Source organism: Streptomyces melanosporofaciens (assembly GCF_900105695.1).
In the GTDB taxonomy this organism is placed as follows: Bacteria; Actinomycetota; Actinomycetes; order Streptomycetales; family Streptomycetaceae; genus Streptomyces; species Streptomyces antimycoticus.
Window position 1 is genome coordinate 7856797 of sequence record NZ_FNST01000002.1, and the last position, 18168, is coordinate 7874964.

The following is an 18168-nucleotide window of genomic DNA, read 5'->3' on the forward strand; positions in this document are numbered from 1 at the left end:
ACGCCGGGTTCAGCCCAGCAGCTCCCGAAGAAAGCCGATCTGCTCGGCCTGCTGATGCGTGCCCCCGCCCTCGTGGCCGTTGAAGGACCACACCTTGAGGTCCTTCTCACCGGCGTAGTGATGATGGGCGGCGAAACCGCAGGAGGTCGGGGTGATCTCATCGCGCAGCGCGGTCGAGAACAGCGCCGGCGCGTTGGCGCGGGCCGCGAAGTTGAGCCCGTCGAAGTGGTCGAGCGTGGCGAACACCCGCTCGGCCAGATGGCGCTGTCCGGCACAGAACCGGGCCAGTTCACCGTAAGGGTCCGCGTCGGTGATTTCGACCGCGCGCCGGATGTGGGTCATGAACGGCACATCCACCAGGGCCGCCGTCAGATCCGGCACCAGCCCGGCCGCCGCCAGGGCCAGCGCACCGCCCTGGCTGCCGCCGCTGACCACGATCCGCGCGGAATCCACCAGCGGATGCTCACGGGCGGCCTCCACCGCCCGTACCGCGTCCGTGTACAGCCGGCGGTAGTAGTAGTCGTCCGGGGAGAGGACGCCCTGGGTCATCTTGCCCGGTGTCTCGGGCCCGGTGCCGCCGACCGGATCGGGGGTGACGCCGGGCGAGTGCTGGACCCAGCCCTGGCCCCGGCTGTCCATCACGAAGACCGCGTAGCCCACCGACGGCCACAGCAGCCAGTTGTGCGGCAGCCCCCGGCCGCCGTTGTAGCCGAGGTACTGCACCACGCACGGCAGCGGGCCCGCCACCTCCCGCGGGGCCAGCAGCCAGCCGCGTATCCGGTGCCCGCCGAAGCCGGAGAACTCCACGTCGTAGGTCTGCACTCGGGCCAGTCCGGTGTCCTCCTCGGTGAACACCGCGTTCAGCGCGCAGGCGCGGGCCTCGGCGAGGGTCCGCGTCCAGAAGGCGTCGAAACCGTCCGGCTCGGGCAGCGGGGGCTGGTAGGTGCGCAGCTGCTCCAGGGGCAGGTCGATGAACACGGTGGGCGGACCTCCGTAGCGATCGGTGCGGCGATGAACTGGGGCGATACGGGTCGGAGACACGGTTGGACGGCGTGGATGGGCGGGACCGGTGGGCGGTGTGGAGGATGGCAAATCAGGTGTGAGGGAGGGGACTGGTGATACGGGTCTGTCCGGACAACCGTGCAGTGTTCGAGTCCTCGGTCATAAGAGAGCGCGAAGTGGGGGAGCGGTACTGGACCGGACCATGAGCCGGGTGGACAGCTCGGTCCGGATCGCCTCCGGTATCTCGCCGGTCATCAGCCGCAGCAGCGTGCGCAGCGCCGCGGCCGCCATCTCCGACAGCGGCTGACGGACCGTCGTCAGCGCGGGCGTGATCCAGCGGGCCTGCGGCAGATCGTCGAAGCCCACGACGCTGATGTCCCGCGGCACCCTCAGCCCCCGTTCCCCGGCCGCCTGGTACACACCCGGCACCATCTGATCGGAGCAGACGAAGACGCCCGTGGGCGGCTCGGGCAGACCCAGCAGCTCGGCCATCCGGTGGCGCGCCCCGGCCTCGCTGATGTCGCCGTAGCGCACATACGTGGACGGCACCGGCAAGGCGGCCGCCGCCATCGCCGACCGGTACCCGGCGACCCGGCCACCGTCGCGCACCGCCCGCCCCAGACCGCCGATCACCGCGATCCGGCGGTGCCCCAGCTCGATGAGGTGCTCGGTCGCGGCCATCCCGCCCTGCCAGTTGGCGGCCGCCACGGACGGCACCCCGGGCGGCGGGTCGTGCGCGGGGTCGATCATCACGAACGGGATCCGGTGCTCATCGAGCCAGGAGTACTGGGCGGGCGCGAGCTCCGTGAGATGGAACAGCACACCTGAGCTGCCCCGGGCGTACAGCTTGTCCGGCCAGCCGTGCTCGCTCGGGCCGCCACGGCCACGGGTGGCCGTGGCAGAGACCACCAGCTCGAGTCCGGCCTCGTGCGCGGCCTCCGCCGCGCCGTGCAGCACCGGCCCCGACCAGGCGCTGTCGAGTGAGTGCACCACCAGGTCGACCATCGCGGCAGGTTTGGGCGTCTCGCAGCGCGGCCTGCGGATGTACCCCAGGCGGTCCAGGACCTCGGTGACCCGGCGACGGGTCTCGGGGGCCACGTCCTCCCGGCCGTTGACCACCTTCGAAGCGGTCGGTACCGACACACCCGCCTCACGGGCGACGACCGCCAGCGTGGGCCCCGTCGATCCCGAGGAACGAGCCATCGAGACTCCCTTCCCTAACCGCCCACGTGGAACCCTGACCGGGCAGCAATCGGTTTCTACCCTAAGGCCGCCTCAAGTCGCCGGGAAGACCCGGGAGTCGAGGCGGGATGCCCCATGCCTCCTTGTCGCCGCCGCCCGCCGAAACGTTGCCGGCTCCCCGCACCATCTCGACGGCTTTCGACGCGACAGGTGCATTCATCGGGTCTATGTGCCTGCGATCCAGGAAAACCACACTCTTCCCTTGCATTGACCCTTGACACCTCCGATGTCTTATTGGTTGTCTACGTCGCGCTCGTGCTCCTCCTCGGCCGTCATCCTCACGGCCGCGTTCGGTCCAGCTCGCTCGTCTCCAGTTCCGCCGCTCTGGAAGGCAGCACGTCATGGTCACGATCCGGCACGTTCTCCGCGGCCTGTTGGCCGCGTTGGTCCTCGCCCTCCTGCCACTGCAAGGGCCCGCCTGGGCCGCCACCTCCCACCCGGCCTCCGCCCCCGCCCCCGGCCATGGCTGGACCGGCACCTGGGAGGCCGCCGCCTCCGGGACGGTCCCCGCCCTGCCCGGTCAGTCGATCCGCAATGTGGTGCACACCAGCGTCGGCGGCCACGCCGTCCGTGTCCGGGTGACCAACCGCCTGGGCACCGCACCCCTTCACCTCACCTCCGTGACCGTCGCCTTGCAGGAGAGCGGAGCGCCCAAGAGCGCGGCCGCCCGGGCCGGGACCATGCGCACGGCCACCTTCCGCCATGCGGCCTCGGTCACGGTTCCGGCCGGTGAGGACGCGGTCAGCGATCCGGTGCCGCTGCGGGTGGCCGCGGACGTCAACCTGCTGGTAACCCTCTACACGCCGGTCGACTCGGGCCCGGCGACGTACCACCACTCCGCCCTGCAGACCTCGTTCCTGGCGCCGGACGGCGATCACACCGCGGAGGAGAGCGCCGCCGCGTACACCGCCACCACCGGCTCCTGGTACTACGTGACGGGTGTGGATGTGCTCGGCGCCCCCGCCGCGGGCAGCGTGGTCGCACTCGGCGATTCCATCACCGACGGCTCCGGTTCGACGTCGAGCGCCAACCGCCGCTGGCCGGACCGGCTCGCGGTCCGGCTGCGCGCGCTGCCCCCGCAGCGCCGGCTCGGGGTGCTGAACGCCGGGATCGCGGGCAACCGCGTTCTGCTGGACGGCACCGGGCCCAGTGCCCTGTCCCGGCTGGACGCGGATGTGTTCTCCCGCTCCGGGGTGCGCGCCGTGGTCCTGATGGAGGGCATCAACGACATCAAGGGCAACCCCAATCAGACCGATCCCGCCGCGTTCGAGGACGCCTACCGCCGGATCGTGGAACGGGCTCACGCCCGTGGCATCCGCGTCATCGGCGGCACCATCACCCCGTTCGGCGGCAACGGCAACTACACCGCGGCGCGCGAGGCGGTACGGCAGTTTGTCAACACCTTCATCAGGGACGGCGGCCTGTTCGACGGGGTCGCGGACTTCGACGCCGCCGTCCGCGACCCCGCCGCTCCGGACCGTTCACTGCCCGCCTACGACTCGGGCGACCATCTCCATTTCAACGACGCGGGACTGCAGGCCATGGCCGACGCGATCGACCTGCGCGGCCTGCGTCCCGCCCGCTGACCACGCGGACCCGTGCCCGTACGAAGCTCAGCCGGTCGTACGAAGCTCAGCGGTCGTACGAAGCTCAGCCCCCCGCACGAGGCTCAGCGCCCGCACGGAGCTCAGCGGTCGATCCGCGCTCCGTGCGGGCCCGTGTCCGGCACCTCCCCGACCCGCGCCGCGGCCGGGTTGAGCACCCGGGTGAGAAAGGCCCGGGTGCGGGGATGGACCGGATCGGAGACGACCTGCTCCGGTCCGCCCTCCTCCACGATCACCCCGTCGTCCATGAACACGACCCGGTCGGCGACCTCCCGCGCGAAGCTCATCTCATGGGTGACGACCAGCATCGTCATCCCCTCGTCCGCCAGGGCACGCATCACGGCGAGCACATCGCCGACCAGCTCCGGATCGAGCGCCGAGGTCGGCTCGTCGAAGAGCATCAACTCCGGGTCCATGGACAGCGCGCGGGCGATGGCCACCCGCTGCTGCTGTCCGCCCGAAAGCTGCGCCGGATAGGCCGACTCCTTGTCGCTCAGGCCGACCCGCCGCAGAGTGTCCCGCCCGATCCGTACCGCCTCCGCCTTGCCGCGGCGCAGCACCCGCCGCTGGGCGATGGTGAGGTTCTCCAGGGCGGTCAGATGCGGAAAGAGGTTGAACGCCTGGAACACCATGCCGATCCGCCGCCGCACCCGGTCGATGTCCACGTCCGGATCGGTGACCTCGGTCCCCGCCACGGTGACCGAGCCCGAGGTCGGCTCCTCCAGGAGGTTCACACAGCGCAGCAACGTCGACTTGCCGGATCCCGACGGGCCGATGACACAGACCACCTCGCCCCGCCGGACGGTGAGATCGATGCCCTTGAGCACCTCCAGCGCGCCGAAGGACTTGTGCAGCCCCGCCACGTGGATGGCGATGCCGTCCGCCTCGCCGGTCTCCTTCACCACCGTCGTCTCCTTCACGCCGGTCACCTCGCCTTCGCCGAACGGGCCTCGAGCCGGCGCACCAGATGGCCGAGCGGAACGGTGATGATCAGGTAGCACACCCCGGCGACCAGGATCGGGGTGAGGCTGCGGTGCTGATTCAGCGCGTCCCGGCCGAACTTGGACAGCTCGTACTGGTCCAGGGAGAGCCCCAGCAGATAGACCAGGGAGGAGTCCTTGGTCAGCAGCACCAGTTCATTGGTGAGCGGCGGCAGGACGATGCGGAACGCCTGCGGGATGATGATCGAGGCCATCGCCCGGCTGTGCGACATGCCCAGCGAACGCGCCGCCTCCATCTGCCCCTTGGGCACCGCCTGGATGCCCGCCCGCATCGTCTCCGCGATGTAGGCGGCTCCGACGAGCCCCAGCGCCAGCATCACCGTGACGTGCCGGTCCAGCGCCACCTGGAAGGCGAGCGGCACGCCGAAGCCCAGCGCGATGAACACCAGCAGCGCGGGCACTCCGCGGAAGAACTCGATGTAGGCGACCGCCAGCCAGCGGTACGGCGGCACCTGCGAGAGCCGCATCAGCGCCAGCACCACCCCGAGGACCAGGCCGAAGCCGAAGCCGAGCAGGGTGTAGACGACGGTGTTGACCAGGGCGGTGGTGATGATGTCGGGGAACAGGGACCGGGCGACCTCGGCGTCGAAGAAGGCGCGCCGCAGTTCACCCCAGTCCGCGGCCAGGACGATGGCGAGCAGCAGGGCGATGAGCACGGCGTACTGCACCGCTCGTATCGCCCGCGCCCGCTGCCGGCGGGTCATTGCCATAAGTGTGCGGACTCCTCAGCTCCGATGGCCGTCAGCGGGTGTCACTTCTTGGGCGCGGTGCCGAACCACTTCTTGTAGATGCGGTCGTAGGAGCCGTCCGCCCGGGCGTCCTTCAGCACCGCGTTGATCTTTTTGCGCAGTGCGTCATTGCCGGTCCGCACGGCGATGCCGTACTGCTCGCCGGTTTCGAACTCGGCCGCCACCGTGGTGTCGGCGTTGTCCTTGACATAGTCGTAGAGCACACCGTTGTCGTTGATGCCGGCGTCGGTCTGCCCGGTCTTGACGGCGGTCAGCAGCAGCGCGAGATCCTCGAACTGGACCAGCTCGGCGCCCTTGGCGTGCTTCTGGGCGTAGCTCTCACCGGTGGTCCCCTGCTGGACCGCGAGCTTCTTGCCCTTGAGGTCGGCGAGGGACTTGTAGGGCTTGCCCTTGGTGGTGAGCAGCGCCTGCGTGGCCTCGAAATACGGAGCGGAGAAGTCCAGGTTCTTCTCGCGTACGTCCGTGATGGTCATCCCGGCGGCGGCCACGTCGCACTGGTTGGTGTTGAGGTCCTCCCCGGACTGGATGCCCTCGAAGGGCGTGTCCACGATCTCCTGCTTCACTTCGAGCGCCGAGGCCACGAGGTCGACCATGTCCACATCGAAGCCGACGATCTTCTTGCCCTGCTTGGACTGGAAGGGCGGATAGGGCAGATGCGTGCAGGTCGTGAGCTTCCCGGAATTCACCAGGCTGATGTCGCTGCCGCCGGACCCGGACGACTTGGTGCTGGTGCACCCGGCCAGGAGGGCGGATACGGCGGCGACGGCTATGACGGGCAACGCGGAGCGAGCGGACACGGCACCTCCGGGGACGGGGTCGGCGGATGACCACGGACCTCATGATCAGTGAGTCGGCCCGAATCCTCCCACCGGATATGCCGCGGTGTCTTTACGCGCGCAATTGCGACCGGATAACGGAGAGGCGAGGTCAGCGCCGCCGGCGCCGCTTGCGGCGCTTGCTCCAGAACCATCCGGCCGGCGGCTCGTCCGCCCGCCAGGGCTGGGGCTCGGGCGCGCCGCGCCGCCACCGTGCGGTCAGCATCCGGGTGCGCGCGGCGGGCTCGGCGACCTCGGCGTCCCGTATGAAGTCCTCGTCGAGGGTGACGTCGTCCCAGCCGTCGGCGTCATCGTCCCCGCCGGGTGTGGATCCGGTGCTCAAGGGGCACCTCCCGTTGCCATGGTGCCGCTCGGGCACAAGAGCGTGTTCCTCGAGCGGTGAACGCATGGGGTGTCCGCCGAGTTCCGGTGGCCACCGCGTGGGACACGCCCGGCTCCGGTGGAGATCAGCCGGTCCGGGCATGAACCGAAGACCGGCAGGTCAAAGGCCCGGACCGGTCCTGCGAAGGTCAGCCGGTCAGGGGCTGGAGCGGGGTCCACACCCGCATCGCGCCGGGCTCGCGGTTCGCCCACGCGTAGTACGGGATCGCGGTCACCGGCACCGGATCGAGGGCTTCCACGCCGCCCGCTTCCACGCCCGGGCGCGTGCCGCCACCGGAGCCCGCGCCACCGTCGCGGTACGGCCACCAGCCATCGCGCGCGACGGCATGGCGCAGGGCCAGGGAGGTGATCACGGTCACCCCGCCCAGCAGCTCCGGCCGGTGCTCCGCGCTCAGCGTGGCATCCGGGTCGAGGGCGATGTCGTCCAGCCGCAGTCCCGCGGGCTGGTCGGGCTGCTCCAGGCAGTACACCAGCGGGCCGCGCTCGATCGCGGCACAGCCGCGCACCCCGTCGGCCCGCGGATCGGGCCGGGTGAGCCGGGGGTCCAGGGACAGGCTCAGCACGACCGTCTCGCCGGGCCGCCAGCGGCGTCGCAGCCGCAGCCAGCCGTTCTGGGCCCGCTCGGCCACCGGCTCCCCGCCGACCGTCGCCTCGTACGCCGTGGCCCAGTGCGGGATGCGCAGCGACAGCGTCCAGTCCGTGTCCTGCGGAGCCGTGTCCACGACCACCGCGATCCGCCCCTCCCACGGGTAGCCGGTCCCCACCCGCACCGCCCCGCCGCCCGCCTCGTACGAGCCGGACGCGTACTGGTGGAGCTGCAGCCCCTGGGCGTCGCCGCTCGCCATGTAGTGCGGCAGCGAGGCCAGCAGCCGCATCACATTGGGCGGACAGCAGGCACACCGGAACCACGGCGTCCGGTGGGCGCTTCGGTCGCTGGTGGCATCCTTACGGCTCTCATCGTCCTGGCGGACCTGCAGCGGATTCACATAGAGCCAGCGCTCACCGTCGATCGACACCCCCGACGCGAAGCCGTTGAACAGGGTCCGCTCCACCAGATCGCTGTAGCGGGCCTCCCCGGTCAGCAGAGCCATCCGCCATCCGAAGTGGATGGCGGCGATGGCCGCGCAGGTCTCCGCGTACGCCCGGTCCGGCGGCAGCTCGTACGCGTCCCCGAAGGACTCCAGCTCGTGCCGGGACCCCACCCCGCCCGTCAGATACGTCTTCGTCGTGGCCATGTCCTCCCACAGCCGCACCAGAGCGTCCCGCAGCCCCGCGTCGCCGGTCTCCGCCGCCACATCCGCGGCCCCGGCCAGGAGATAGAGCTGGCGCACCGCATGCCCGGCGACCGCCGTCGCCTCCCGCACCGGGATGTGGTCCTGCCAGTAGGGCGCCCCGGGCCGGGGGCCGGGCGAGCCCTCGGCCGGGCCGTCGCCGAGGCTGCCCTGCCCGCGCCGGTCCACGAAGTACCCGGCCAGATCGAGATAGCGCCGCTCACCGGTCTCCCGGTACAGCTCGACCAGCGCCGTCTCCATCTCCGGATGTCCGCACACCGTCTCGTTCTTACCGGGCCCGAACGTGGCGTCGACGAGATCGGCGCAGCGCACCGCCACATCGAGCAGTCCGTCCGCGCCGGTGGCCCGGTGGTGCGCGACCGCGGCCTGGAGGAGGTGGCCCGCGCAGTACAGCTCGTGCCCCCAGTGCGGTTCCGCCCACCGCCGGGCGTCCGGCCCGAGCTGGTAGTACGTCTGCAGATAGCCGTCCTCGGCCTGCGCGGCCGCGACCAGCCCGGTCAGCCGCTCGACCTGCCAGGCCAGCTCGTCCTCGGCCGGCCCCTCGCCGCCGGCCGCCAACTGCCAGGAGGCCGCCTCGAGCCACTTGTGCACATCGGAGTCCTGGAACGGGAAGTCGCCCCGGAAACCGGATTCCGCCGGCGCCGGCCCCGCGGCGGCCCGCAGATTGGCGAGATTGCCCGCCCGCTCCAGCCGGTCCGGCCCCTGGGAGACGCTCACTTCGGCGTTGACACGGCGTCTGGCGGCCCAGAAGCCTCCGGTGATCCGCGCCGCGGTGGCCGGGCGGAGCGCGGTGTGCGCTCCCTGGGAGAGCCGGATCGGACCTGTGGACATGCTCTGCCCCTTACGCCGCGCCGCCGGCCGTGCCTGTCTCCCGGTCGGCAGGAGTGGAAAGCGATTTCCGCCGCGAGCATAAGGAGGCGTTCTTCCGGCCGACAAGCCCTTGCACACACCATTCATCAACGTTCAGCAAGCGGTCACGGTGGGCGGGCGAGACGGTCCCGGCGGTGGCTTTACGCCGAGGTCAGCATCCTCCGCTCGGCCACATGTGCCACCACGCAGGTGACGTTGTCGGGCCCGCCCGCGCGGTTGGCGAGGGCGACCAACTGCCGTACGGCCGCGCCCGGGTCGTCCTCCGAGGCGAGCACTCGCCGGATCTCCCCGGCGGGCACGACCCCCGTCAGCCCGTCCGAGCACAGCAGATAGCGGTCCTCGGCGCGGGCGTCGCGCAGGGCGAAGTCCGGCTCGAACGCCGAGCCGCCGCCCACGGCGCGCAGCAGCAGCGCCCGCTGGGGGTGCGAGGCGGCCTCCTCGGGGGTGATCCGCCCCTCGTCGAGCAGCGACTGGACCACGGTGTGGTCATGGGTGATCTGGAACAGCTCACCGTCGCGCAGCACATAGGCGCGCGAGTCGCCGATATGGACCAGCCCCAGCCGGGAGCCCGACCACACCATCGCGGTGAGCGTCGTGCCGACATCCCGCAGCGCGGGGTCGGACGCGGCCAGCGCCGAGACCGACTCCCGGGCCCGGTGCGCCGCCTCCTCCAGGGCGCTCAGCAACTCCCCGCCCGGGACGCCCGCGTCCAGCGGTTTGAGCGCCTCGATCGCCGCCTCGCCGGCGTGCCGTCCGCCCCCGAATCCATCGGCCACGGCCAGCAGGCGCGGACCGGCGTACCCGGCGTCGTCATTGCTCTCCCGGACCGAGCCGGTGTCGGAGAGCACGGCGTAGCGGATCCCCAGGGTGGTGTGGTCGGAAGACATCGTGGTGTCCCTCCCGGACAGATGGTCGACGAGGAAGGCGGCCAGGTCCCTTCTGGCCGCGGTGTCGGCCTCGACCCGCGCCCAGTACGCCCGCACCTCCCGCGCGGCGGCCTCCGGCCCCAGCTCGCACACCGCCCGGATGTCGGCGAGCGGCATGCCGAGCCGCCTCAGCCACGCCACCAGACGGGCCCGCTCCAGCTGTGCCGGATCGTAGAGGCGGTAGCCGGAGTGCGGATCGACGCGGGCGGGCGGCAGCAGCCCGAGCTCGTCGTACAGGCGCAGCGCCTTGGGGGACAGCCGCGACGCCCTCGCGAACGCACCGATGGTCAGCAGCCCCATGTTCGCCCCTCCTCGCCGCCGGGCACCTCGCCCGACGACCACGATGCTCGGGCTTCCCCCTTGGGGAAGGTCAACGGCAGGTCCCCGATCAGAATCTCTTCTCTCGCACGATGAATTTCCATAGCAGGCGAGCGTATTTAATCTGATATCGGTCTCTCATAATAATGAATCGGTCATATCCGTACATCTTCCTTTCTTCGGGTATCCGCCATGCTTTCCCGGGAATTGACGGTGTATCCGTGCAGTCTCGTGGCTTCACGAGAAGAGGGAGGTCCTCTCATGACCGTTTCCACCACCCCCGGCACCGTCTGGGGCACCTGGATCAATCTGCAGGGCGGCATCCACTCCGAGCCCGCCCCGGTCGCGTTCGCCGACGACCGGGTGCAGGTCTTCATCCGGGGCGGGTCCAACGTCCTGTGGAGCAGGGTGGAGGCCCGCGACGGCAGTTGGGGTCCGTGGCAGCAGTACGCGGGCCTGTCCGTCGACGGCATTCCGGCGCCGATCCGGGGCAGGGACGGCAAGGTCCGGGTCTTCTACCGCACTCCGGGCAACAACCTGGAGGTCATCACCCAGACCTCCATCAACTCCGGGTACGGACCGCCCCAGATCCTGGCCACCGGCATCGGGGACGACCCGGCCGCGGCGCTCGGCACCGACGGCCGCATCTATGTGTTCTTCCCCGGCACCGACGACGCTCTGTGGTACCTCCGCAACCAGGATCTGCAGTACGAGACCTACACCGCCGCCACATCGCTGGGCGGTGCCATCTTCGCCACGCCGTCGCCCATCCTCGACGGGGGAGGGCGGATCGTGGTGGCGGTCAAGGGTGCGGGCGAGACGCTGTACACCATCCAGCAGCAGACCGAGAACTCCGCCACCTGGGGGCCCTTCACCCTCGACGCCTCCAATGTGACCAGCCGCCCGTCGGTGTGTCTGGACGCGGCCGGCCGGGTGCAGATCTTCTACCGGGGTTCCGACGGGACCGTCCGGCGCGTCGGACAGAGCGACGACTACGCCACGTTCGGCGCCCCCGTGAGCCTCGGCGCACAGATCGTCTGGCGGCCCACCTGCGCCCTGGCCCAGGACGGCCGGGTCAACGTGTTCATCAAGGCCACCGACAACGCCCTGTGGGTCGCCGTGCAGACCACGGAGAACGGCACGACCTACAGCGGCTTCCAGTCCCTGGGCGGGGTCATCGGCTCCGCGGGCGTCGGCGTCCCCATCCTCAACGAGGAGAATCTGCTCTACGTCTTCATCCAGGGCAGTGGTACCGCCAGGGACCTCTGGCTGCAGCGTCAGACCTTCGTCTGATCCGCCCCTCGCCGCATCGCTGATCCACTCGCCTCACCGCACCACCCCATCGCGCGTGTTCCAGGGCTCCCGGTTTTCGAAACTTTCGCACCCTCTCCAGGGGCTGTCGGAAGTCATCAGAACCCTTAATCTCCGAACAAATTCGATCACTTCGGATCGCAGGAGCCCTCTGATGCCCCCGCATGCCACCCGACCCTGGAGAGCGCCGGCAGCGCTGCTCGCGCTGCTGGCCGCCCTCGCTCTCGTGGTTCCCCTCACCGCGAGCCGTGTGCACGCCGCGGAGCACGACCGGAGCCACGGGAGCGGACGCGCCGTGCAGCAGTCCACCACGGTCTCGCGCTATCTGTTCACCGCCTTCACGAACAGCGGCGAGAGCAATATGTACGTCTACGGGTCCGACGACGCCCGCGACTTCTGGTCGGTCCAGGACAAGGCGTACACCCCGCCCTCCGGTCTCGTCCGCGACCCCAGCGTCATCCACCGCGGCGGCCGCTACTACGTCGCGTACACCACCGGATGGACCGGCACCACCTTCGGCCTCGCCGTCAGTGACGACCGCCGCACCTGGACCCATCTCGCCGACATCGACCACGGCGTGGCGGCCAACAACACCTGGGCACCGGAGTTCTTCACCGACGCGCCCGACGGCAAGGTCCGTATCGTCGTGTCGCTGTCCACCGGGCCCACCGCCTACCGGCACTTCCAGCCCTACGTCCTCACCGCGCTCGACGACACGCTCACCCGGTGGAGCGAGCCCCAGCCGCTCGAGGGCATCTCCCCGAGCGAGAGCGACTACAACGGCTACATCGACACCTTCGTGGTCCGCAAGGGCGCCACCTACCACGCGTTCACCAAGAACGCCACGGGCGAACTCATCGAGCACGCCGTCGCCGACCGCGTCACCGGTCCGTACCGCTTCACCGGCAAGGGCGACTGGGCGGGATGGGGCGGCCTGCTGGAGGGCCAGACCATCGTCGCCCTCCCCGGCGGCGGCTATCGCATGTTCATGGACGGCTACACCGTCAAGAAGTACTACTACAGCGACAGCGCCGACCTGGAGCACTGGACGCCCAAACAGGAGCTGCCCGGCCTGTCGGGTGTCGTGCGCCACGGCACCGTCATCCGGGAGACCGCCACCGTGCGCCCCGGCGACGCCAACCCCGCCCTGCCCGGCTACCACGCGGACCCCGATGTGATGTACGCCGAGGGCCGGTACTGGATCTATCCCACCGAGGACGGCCACCCCGGCTGGAGCGGCACCCGCTTCAACGGCTTCTCCTCACCCGACCTCGTCCACTGGACCGACCACGGCCCCGCCCTCGACCTCGCCGATGTCTCCTGGTGCCACGAGAACGCCTGGGCCCCCTCGGTGGTCAGGAAGGGCGGCACCTACTGGATGTACTTCAGCGCCTGCCAGTCCATCGGTGTCGCCAAATCCGCGAGCCCGCGGGGACCGTTCACCGACGCCCTCGGCAAACCGCTCGTCGCCAAGGGGCAGTTCGGCCACCAGTCGATCGACCCGGACGCGTTCATCGACGACGACGGCACCCCCTACCTCTACTTCGGGCAGGGCGCCTTCGAGGCGGCCAGGCTGAAAGACGACATGGTCTCCTTCGCCACCCAGCCAGTGAAGATCACCCCGCCCGGCTACAACGAGGCGCCGACCGTCTTCAAGCGCGCGGGCCGCTACTACGCGATGTGGTCGGAGGACGACACCCGCGGCCCCGACTACCGCGTGGCCTATGGAGTCTCCGACTCACCGCTCGGCCCCTTCACCAAGGCGGCGGGCAACCCGGTCCTGGCCAAGGACACCGGCGATCAGATCCTCGGCACCGGCCACAACTCCGTCATCCAGGTCCCGGGCCGCGACGAGTGGTACATCGTCTACCACCGCTTCGCCCGCCCCGGCGGCGACGGCACCCATCGCGAAGTCGCCATCGACCGGATGCGGTTCACCCCCGACGGCACCATCCAGCGGATCCGCCCGACACAGGCCGGCATCACGCCCGTCCGACCCCAGGCGCGTCCCCAGCCAGAGCAGGAGAGAACCGCATGAGCCGCAGCGCAGAACACCCGCCCAGCCGCAGGCGTGTGATGATGGGCGCCCTCGCCCTCGGGGCGGCCGCCGGAACACCCGGTATCGCACAGGCCGCCACCCCCACCGCGCCACGGGCCGCCGCCGAGGCCGCCTCGTACGCCAACCCGCTGGTCCGCCGGCGCGCCGATCCGCACATCCTCAAGCACACCGACGGCTACTACTACTTCACGGCCACCGTCCCCGAGTACGACCGCATCGTCCTGCGGCGCTCCAGGACCATCGGCGGCCTGGCCACCGCCGCCGAGTCGGTGATCTGGAAGAAGCACGCCAGCGGTGACATGGGCGCCCATATATGGGCCCCGGAAGTCCACTTCATCGACGGCAAGTGGTACGTCTACTTCGCCTCGGCGCCCGCGAACGACGTCTGGAAGATCCGGATGTGGGTGCTGGAGAACGCGAGCGCCAACCCCCTCGCCGGGACCTGGACCGAGAAGGGCCGCATCGTCACGCCCATCGACTCCTTCTCCCTGGACGCCTCCACCTTCACCCACCAGGGCACCCGCTATCTCGTCTGGGCGCAGAGCAACCCGGACGTCGGCAACAACTCGAGCATCTACCTCGCCCGGATGGCGAGCCCGTGGAGCATCACCGGGCCCCAGGTGGAGATCTCCCGGCCGACGTACGACTGGGAGACCCGTGGCTTCAAGGTCAACGAGGGCCCCTCGGTCCTGCAGCGGAACGGCCACCTCTTCCTCACCTACTCCGCCAGCGCCACCGACGCCAACTACTGCATGGGGCTGCTGACCGCCTCCGCCGGGAGCGACCTGCTCGCCGCCGCGGCCTGGAAGAAGAGCCCGCAGCCGGTCTTCACCAGCAATGACACCACCAAGCAGTACGGGCCCGGCCACAACTCCTTCACCGTCGCCGAGGACGGCCACACCGACCTCCTCGTCTACCACGCCCGCCAGTACAAGGACATCACCGGCGACCCGCTGAACGACCCCAACCGGCACACCCGCGTCCAGGCCCTCGGCTGGAAGGCCGACGGCACCCCGGACTTCGGTGTGCCCGTGGCCGACGCGCCCGCACGGGACACCGCGGCCGCCACCCGCTACACCATGACGGCGTTCACCAACAGCAGCGAGTCGAACATGTACGTCTACCAGTCGTCCGACGCGACCACGTACACGCTGCTCAAGGGACCCGCCTACACCCCGCCGTCCGGGCTCATCCGCGACCCCAGCGTCATCAAGCACACCGACGGCTACTACTACATCGTCTACACGACCAACTGGACCGGGAACACCATCGGATTCGCGCGCAGCCGCGACCGTCTCACCTGGACCTTCGTCCGCAATCACACCCTGCCGGTGTCCGGTCTTGAGCGCACCTGGGCGCCGGAGTTCTTCGTGGACGACGGCGGCAGGGTCAACATCATCGTCTCGCTGGACACCGCCGCCACTCCCGCTTCCGTCTTCCGGCCGCATCTGCTCACCGCCACCGACGCGTCGCTGTCGTCATGGACCACGCCGACACCGCTGCGGGGCCTGGACACGTCCAACTACATCGACACCTTCGTCGTCCGCCACGCGGGGCAGTACCACGCCTTCACCAAGCAGGAGACGACCAAGTACATCGAGCACGCGACGGCGAACAGCCTCGGCGGGCCGTACACCTTCCGCGGTACCGGTGACTGGGCGGGCTGGGGAAGCCGGCGCGAGGGACCGGCGCCGGCGCGCCTGGACAACGGCGGCTGGCGGATCTACTTCGACGGCTACACCGAGCAGAAGTACTACTACAGCGACAGCCTCGACGGCTTCCGGACCTGGACCCCGATCCGGGAGCTGCCCGGGCTCACCGGATTCGCCCGCCACTTCACCGTCCTCAAGGAGACGGTGTGATGCGTGGGTGTCCGTGGACCCGTTTGGCGGTACCTTCACCGTGCACATGATGTCGGACATTGTTCGTAATTTCGAACCTCAGTGAGGGCAATCATGAGCGAACCAGTCGACAGACGGCATTTCATCACCACCACCGCCACAGGGGCCGCGGCCGTGGCGCTCACCGTCGCGGCCGGATCCACCGCCGCGGCGGCGCCCCCGGGTGCCACCTCGGCCGCGACCCACCGGGGGCCCAAGGCGCTGACCGGCGTCCGCCCCTTTCCGCTCACCGCCGTGACCCTGCTCCCCGGCGCCTTCAAGGACAACCAGTCCCGCAACACCGCCTATCTGCGCTTCGTGGACATCGACCGGCTGCTGCACACCTTCCGCCTCAACGTCGGCCTCCCCAGCGCCGCCCAGCCCTGTGGCGGCTGGGAGAGCCCCACCACGGAACTGCGCGGCCACAGCACCGGCCACCTCCTGTCCGGACTGGCCCTCACCTACGCGGCCACCGGTGACACCGCGCTGCGCGACAAGGGCCGCGCACTGGTCTCGGCGCTCGCCGCCTGCCAGGCCAGGTCCCCGGCGGCCGGCTACGGCCAGGGCTATCTCTCGGCATTTCCCGAGAGCTTCTTCGACCGGCTGGAGGCCGGCACCGGGGTGTGGGCCCCGTACTACACCATTCACAAGATCATGGCCGGGCTCGTCGACCAGTACCGGCTCGCGGGCAACACCGAGGCCCTGCAGACCGTGCTGCGCCAGGCCGCCTGGGTCGACACCCGCACCGGGAAGCTCAGCTACGACCAGATGCAGCGGGTGCTGCAGACCGAGTTCGGCGGTATGAACGACGTCTTCGCCGATCTGCACGAGATCACCGGCGACAGCCGCTGGCTGAAGGTCGCCGAACGCTTCACCCACGCCCGCGTCTTCGACCCGCTCGCCCGGAACGAGGACCGGCTCGCCGGGCTGCACGCGAATACCCAGATCCCCAAGATGGTCGGCGCCGTGCGGCTGTGGGAGGAGGGGCTCGACAGCCGCTACCGCACCATCGGCGAGAACTTCTGGAAGATCGTCACCGATCACCACACCTATGTCATCGGCGGCAACAGCAACGGGGAGGCGTTCCACGAACCCGACGCCATCGCCGCCCAGCTCTCCAACAACGCTTGCGAGAACTGCAACAGCTACAACATGCTCAAGCTCACCCGGCTGATCCACTTCCACGCGCCGGAGCGCACGGATCTGCTCGACTACTACGAGCGCACCCTGCTCAACCAGATGCTGGGCGAGCAGGACCCGGACTCGGCCCACGGTTTCAACATCTACTACACCGGTCTCGCCCCCGGCTCCTTCAAACAGCAGCCGTCCTTCATGGGCACCGACCCCAACCAGTACTCCACCGACTACGACAACTTCTCCTGCGACCACGGCAGCGGGATGGAGACCCACGCCAAGTTCGCCGACACCATCTACACCTACGCCGACCGCAGCCTGCTGGTGAACCTCTTCATCCCCTCCGAGCTGCGCTGGCAGGACAAGGGCATCACCTGGCGCCAGACCACCGGCTTCCCCGACCAGCAGACCACCACCCTCACCGTCGCCTCCGGCGGTGCCTCCCTCGAACTGCGCGTCCGCATCCCCTCCTGGGCGGCGGGGGCCCGCGCCACGCTCAACGGCACCCCCCTCGCCGACCGGCCGGCCCCCGGCAGTTGGCTGATCATCGACCGCCAGTGGAAGACCGGCGACCGGGTCGAGGTGACCCTGCCGATGAAGCTGACGTTCGACCCCACCCCCGACGACCCCGATGTCCAGGCCGTGCTCTACGGGCCCGTCGTGCTCGCCGGGGCGTACGGCGGCCGCACCGGAATGACCATGCCACGCCTGGACAAGGGATCCGTGGCCCAGAGCGCCACCAGCCCCATGCGGTTCAGCGCCACGGCCAGTGGCGAGAGCGTGACCCTGCTGCCGGTCGCCCGCGTCCACCACCAGCACTACAACGTGTACTGGCTGACCGGGCAGCCGCCCACCCCGCCGCCCGCCTTCGCCGCCTGGCATCGCTTCGACGAGACCTCCGGCACCACCGCCGCCGACGCCACCGGCCACGGCAAGGCCGCCCGGCTCACCGGCGGTGCCTCCTGGACGGCGGGCAGGACCGGCGGCGCGGTCGCCCTGAACGGCACGGACGGGCATGTCGTCCTCGCCGACGACGTCCTGGCCGGCGCCCGGGCGTACACCCTGGCCACCTGGGTCCGGCTGGACGGCACCCCCGCCGCCTGGACCCGGATCTTCGACATCGGCACCGGGGTGACCGCCAATATGTTCCTCACCCCCGTCGCCGACTCCGGGAAGCTGCGCTTCGCCATCACCGCGGGCGGCGGCGGAGCCGAGCAGCGCATCGAGGCCGCCCCGCTGCCCACCGGCCAGTGGGTCCATGTCGCCGTCGCCTACGGCACCGGCACCGCCGTCCTCTACGTCGGCGGGCGCGAGGTGGGACGCAACACCGCCGTCACCGTCGAGCCCGTCCACTTCGGCAACCACATCCGCGCCGGCTATCTCGGCAGGTCGCAGTACCCGGACCCGTACCTCAAGGCCGCCTTCGACGACTTCCGCGCATACGGCAGAACACTCAGCGGGAATGAGGTCGCCACCTTGGCTCAAAACTGACAAGCTCAGGCGGGCGGGCCGTCCCCACGGCCTGCCCGCTCCCAGCCGCACCGTAAGGACAAGGACGACGCG

13 protein-coding genes are annotated in these 18168 nt (G+C 70.2%); 5 read left to right on the top strand and 8 right to left on the bottom strand.

The features are described from left to right. Positions 1-9: 9 nt before the first annotated feature. Positions 10-978 (bottom strand): acetylxylan esterase, encoded by a 969-nt coding sequence (locus BLV72_RS36090; RefSeq protein WP_093467669.1) that lies wholly within the window; start codon positions 976-978, stop codon positions 10-12. Between the two features lie 183 nt (positions 979-1161). Then, positions 1162-2205 (bottom strand): LacI family DNA-binding transcriptional regulator, encoded by a 1044-nt coding sequence (locus BLV72_RS36095; RefSeq protein ID WP_093467670.1) that lies wholly within the window; start codon positions 2203-2205, stop codon positions 1162-1164. A 380-nt stretch (positions 2206-2585) separates the two neighbouring features. Here BLV72_RS36095 and BLV72_RS36100 point away from each other — a divergent pair, with 380 nt between their 5' ends. Further along, a complete protein-coding gene (locus tag BLV72_RS36100; RefSeq protein ID WP_093467672.1) occupies positions 2586-3830 on the top strand; it encodes an SGNH/GDSL hydrolase family protein in 1245 nt (414 codons plus the stop codon). Positions 3831-3931: 101 nt separating this feature from the next. Here BLV72_RS36100 and BLV72_RS36105 read toward each other — a convergent pair whose 3' ends face one another. The 6 genes from BLV72_RS36105 to BLV72_RS36130 form a co-directional block, all read right to left on the bottom strand. Then, positions 3932-4768: an amino acid ABC transporter ATP-binding protein gene (locus tag BLV72_RS36105; RefSeq protein WP_425288474.1), complete on the bottom strand. Its 837-nt coding sequence runs from the start codon at positions 4766-4768 to the stop codon at positions 3932-3934. A gap of 5 nt (positions 4769-4773) precedes the next feature. Beyond that, complete coding sequence (locus BLV72_RS36110) at positions 4774-5559, bottom strand: amino acid ABC transporter permease (RefSeq protein ID WP_059146648.1); 786 nt, start codon at positions 5557-5559, stop codon at positions 4774-4776. 41 nt (positions 5560-5600) lie between these two features. Further along, a complete protein-coding gene (locus tag BLV72_RS36115; RefSeq protein WP_093467673.1) occupies positions 5601-6395 on the bottom strand; it encodes an ABC transporter substrate-binding protein in 795 nt (264 codons plus the stop codon). A 130-nt stretch (positions 6396-6525) separates the two neighbouring features. Next, positions 6526-6756 (bottom strand): SGM_3592 family protein, encoded by a 231-nt coding sequence (locus tag BLV72_RS36120; RefSeq protein ID WP_093467675.1) that lies wholly within the window; start codon positions 6754-6756, stop codon positions 6526-6528. Between the two features lie 187 nt (positions 6757-6943). After that, positions 6944-8938 (bottom strand): glycoside hydrolase family 127 protein, encoded by a 1995-nt coding sequence (locus BLV72_RS36125; protein ID WP_093467676.1) that lies wholly within the window; start codon positions 8936-8938, stop codon positions 6944-6946. A gap of 179 nt (positions 8939-9117) precedes the next feature. Further along, positions 9118-10203 carry a MerR family transcriptional regulator gene (locus BLV72_RS36130; protein WP_093467678.1) on the bottom strand — a complete coding sequence of 362 codons (1086 nt, stop codon included), beginning with the start codon at positions 10201-10203 and terminating at the stop codon, positions 9118-9120. A gap of 279 nt (positions 10204-10482) precedes the next feature. Between BLV72_RS36130 and BLV72_RS36135 the strand changes: the two genes are divergently transcribed. The 4 genes from BLV72_RS36135 (at position 10483) to BLV72_RS36150 (ending at position 18096) form a co-directional block, all read left to right on the top strand. Beyond that, positions 10483-11514 (top strand): DUF8189 domain-containing protein, encoded by a 1032-nt coding sequence (locus BLV72_RS36135; protein ID WP_093467679.1) that lies wholly within the window; start codon positions 10483-10485, stop codon positions 11512-11514. A gap of 172 nt (positions 11515-11686) precedes the next feature. Then, positions 11687-13570, top strand: a complete 1884-nt coding sequence (locus BLV72_RS36140; protein ID WP_093467681.1) for a glycoside hydrolase family 43 protein — start codon at positions 11687-11689, stop codon at positions 13568-13570. Continuing rightward, positions 13567-15453 carry a family 43 glycosylhydrolase gene (locus tag BLV72_RS51220; RefSeq protein WP_093467682.1) on the top strand — a complete coding sequence of 629 codons (1887 nt, stop codon included), beginning with the start codon at positions 13567-13569 and terminating at the stop codon, positions 15451-15453. The genes BLV72_RS36140 and BLV72_RS51220 overlap by 4 nt, the downstream gene beginning before the upstream one ends. 93 nt (positions 15454-15546) lie before the next feature. Beyond that, positions 15547-18096, top strand: coding sequence for a beta-L-arabinofuranosidase domain-containing protein (locus BLV72_RS36150; protein ID WP_093467684.1), 2550 nt, complete (start codon positions 15547-15549; stop codon positions 18094-18096). The last annotated feature ends 72 nt before the right edge of the window (positions 18097-18168 follow it).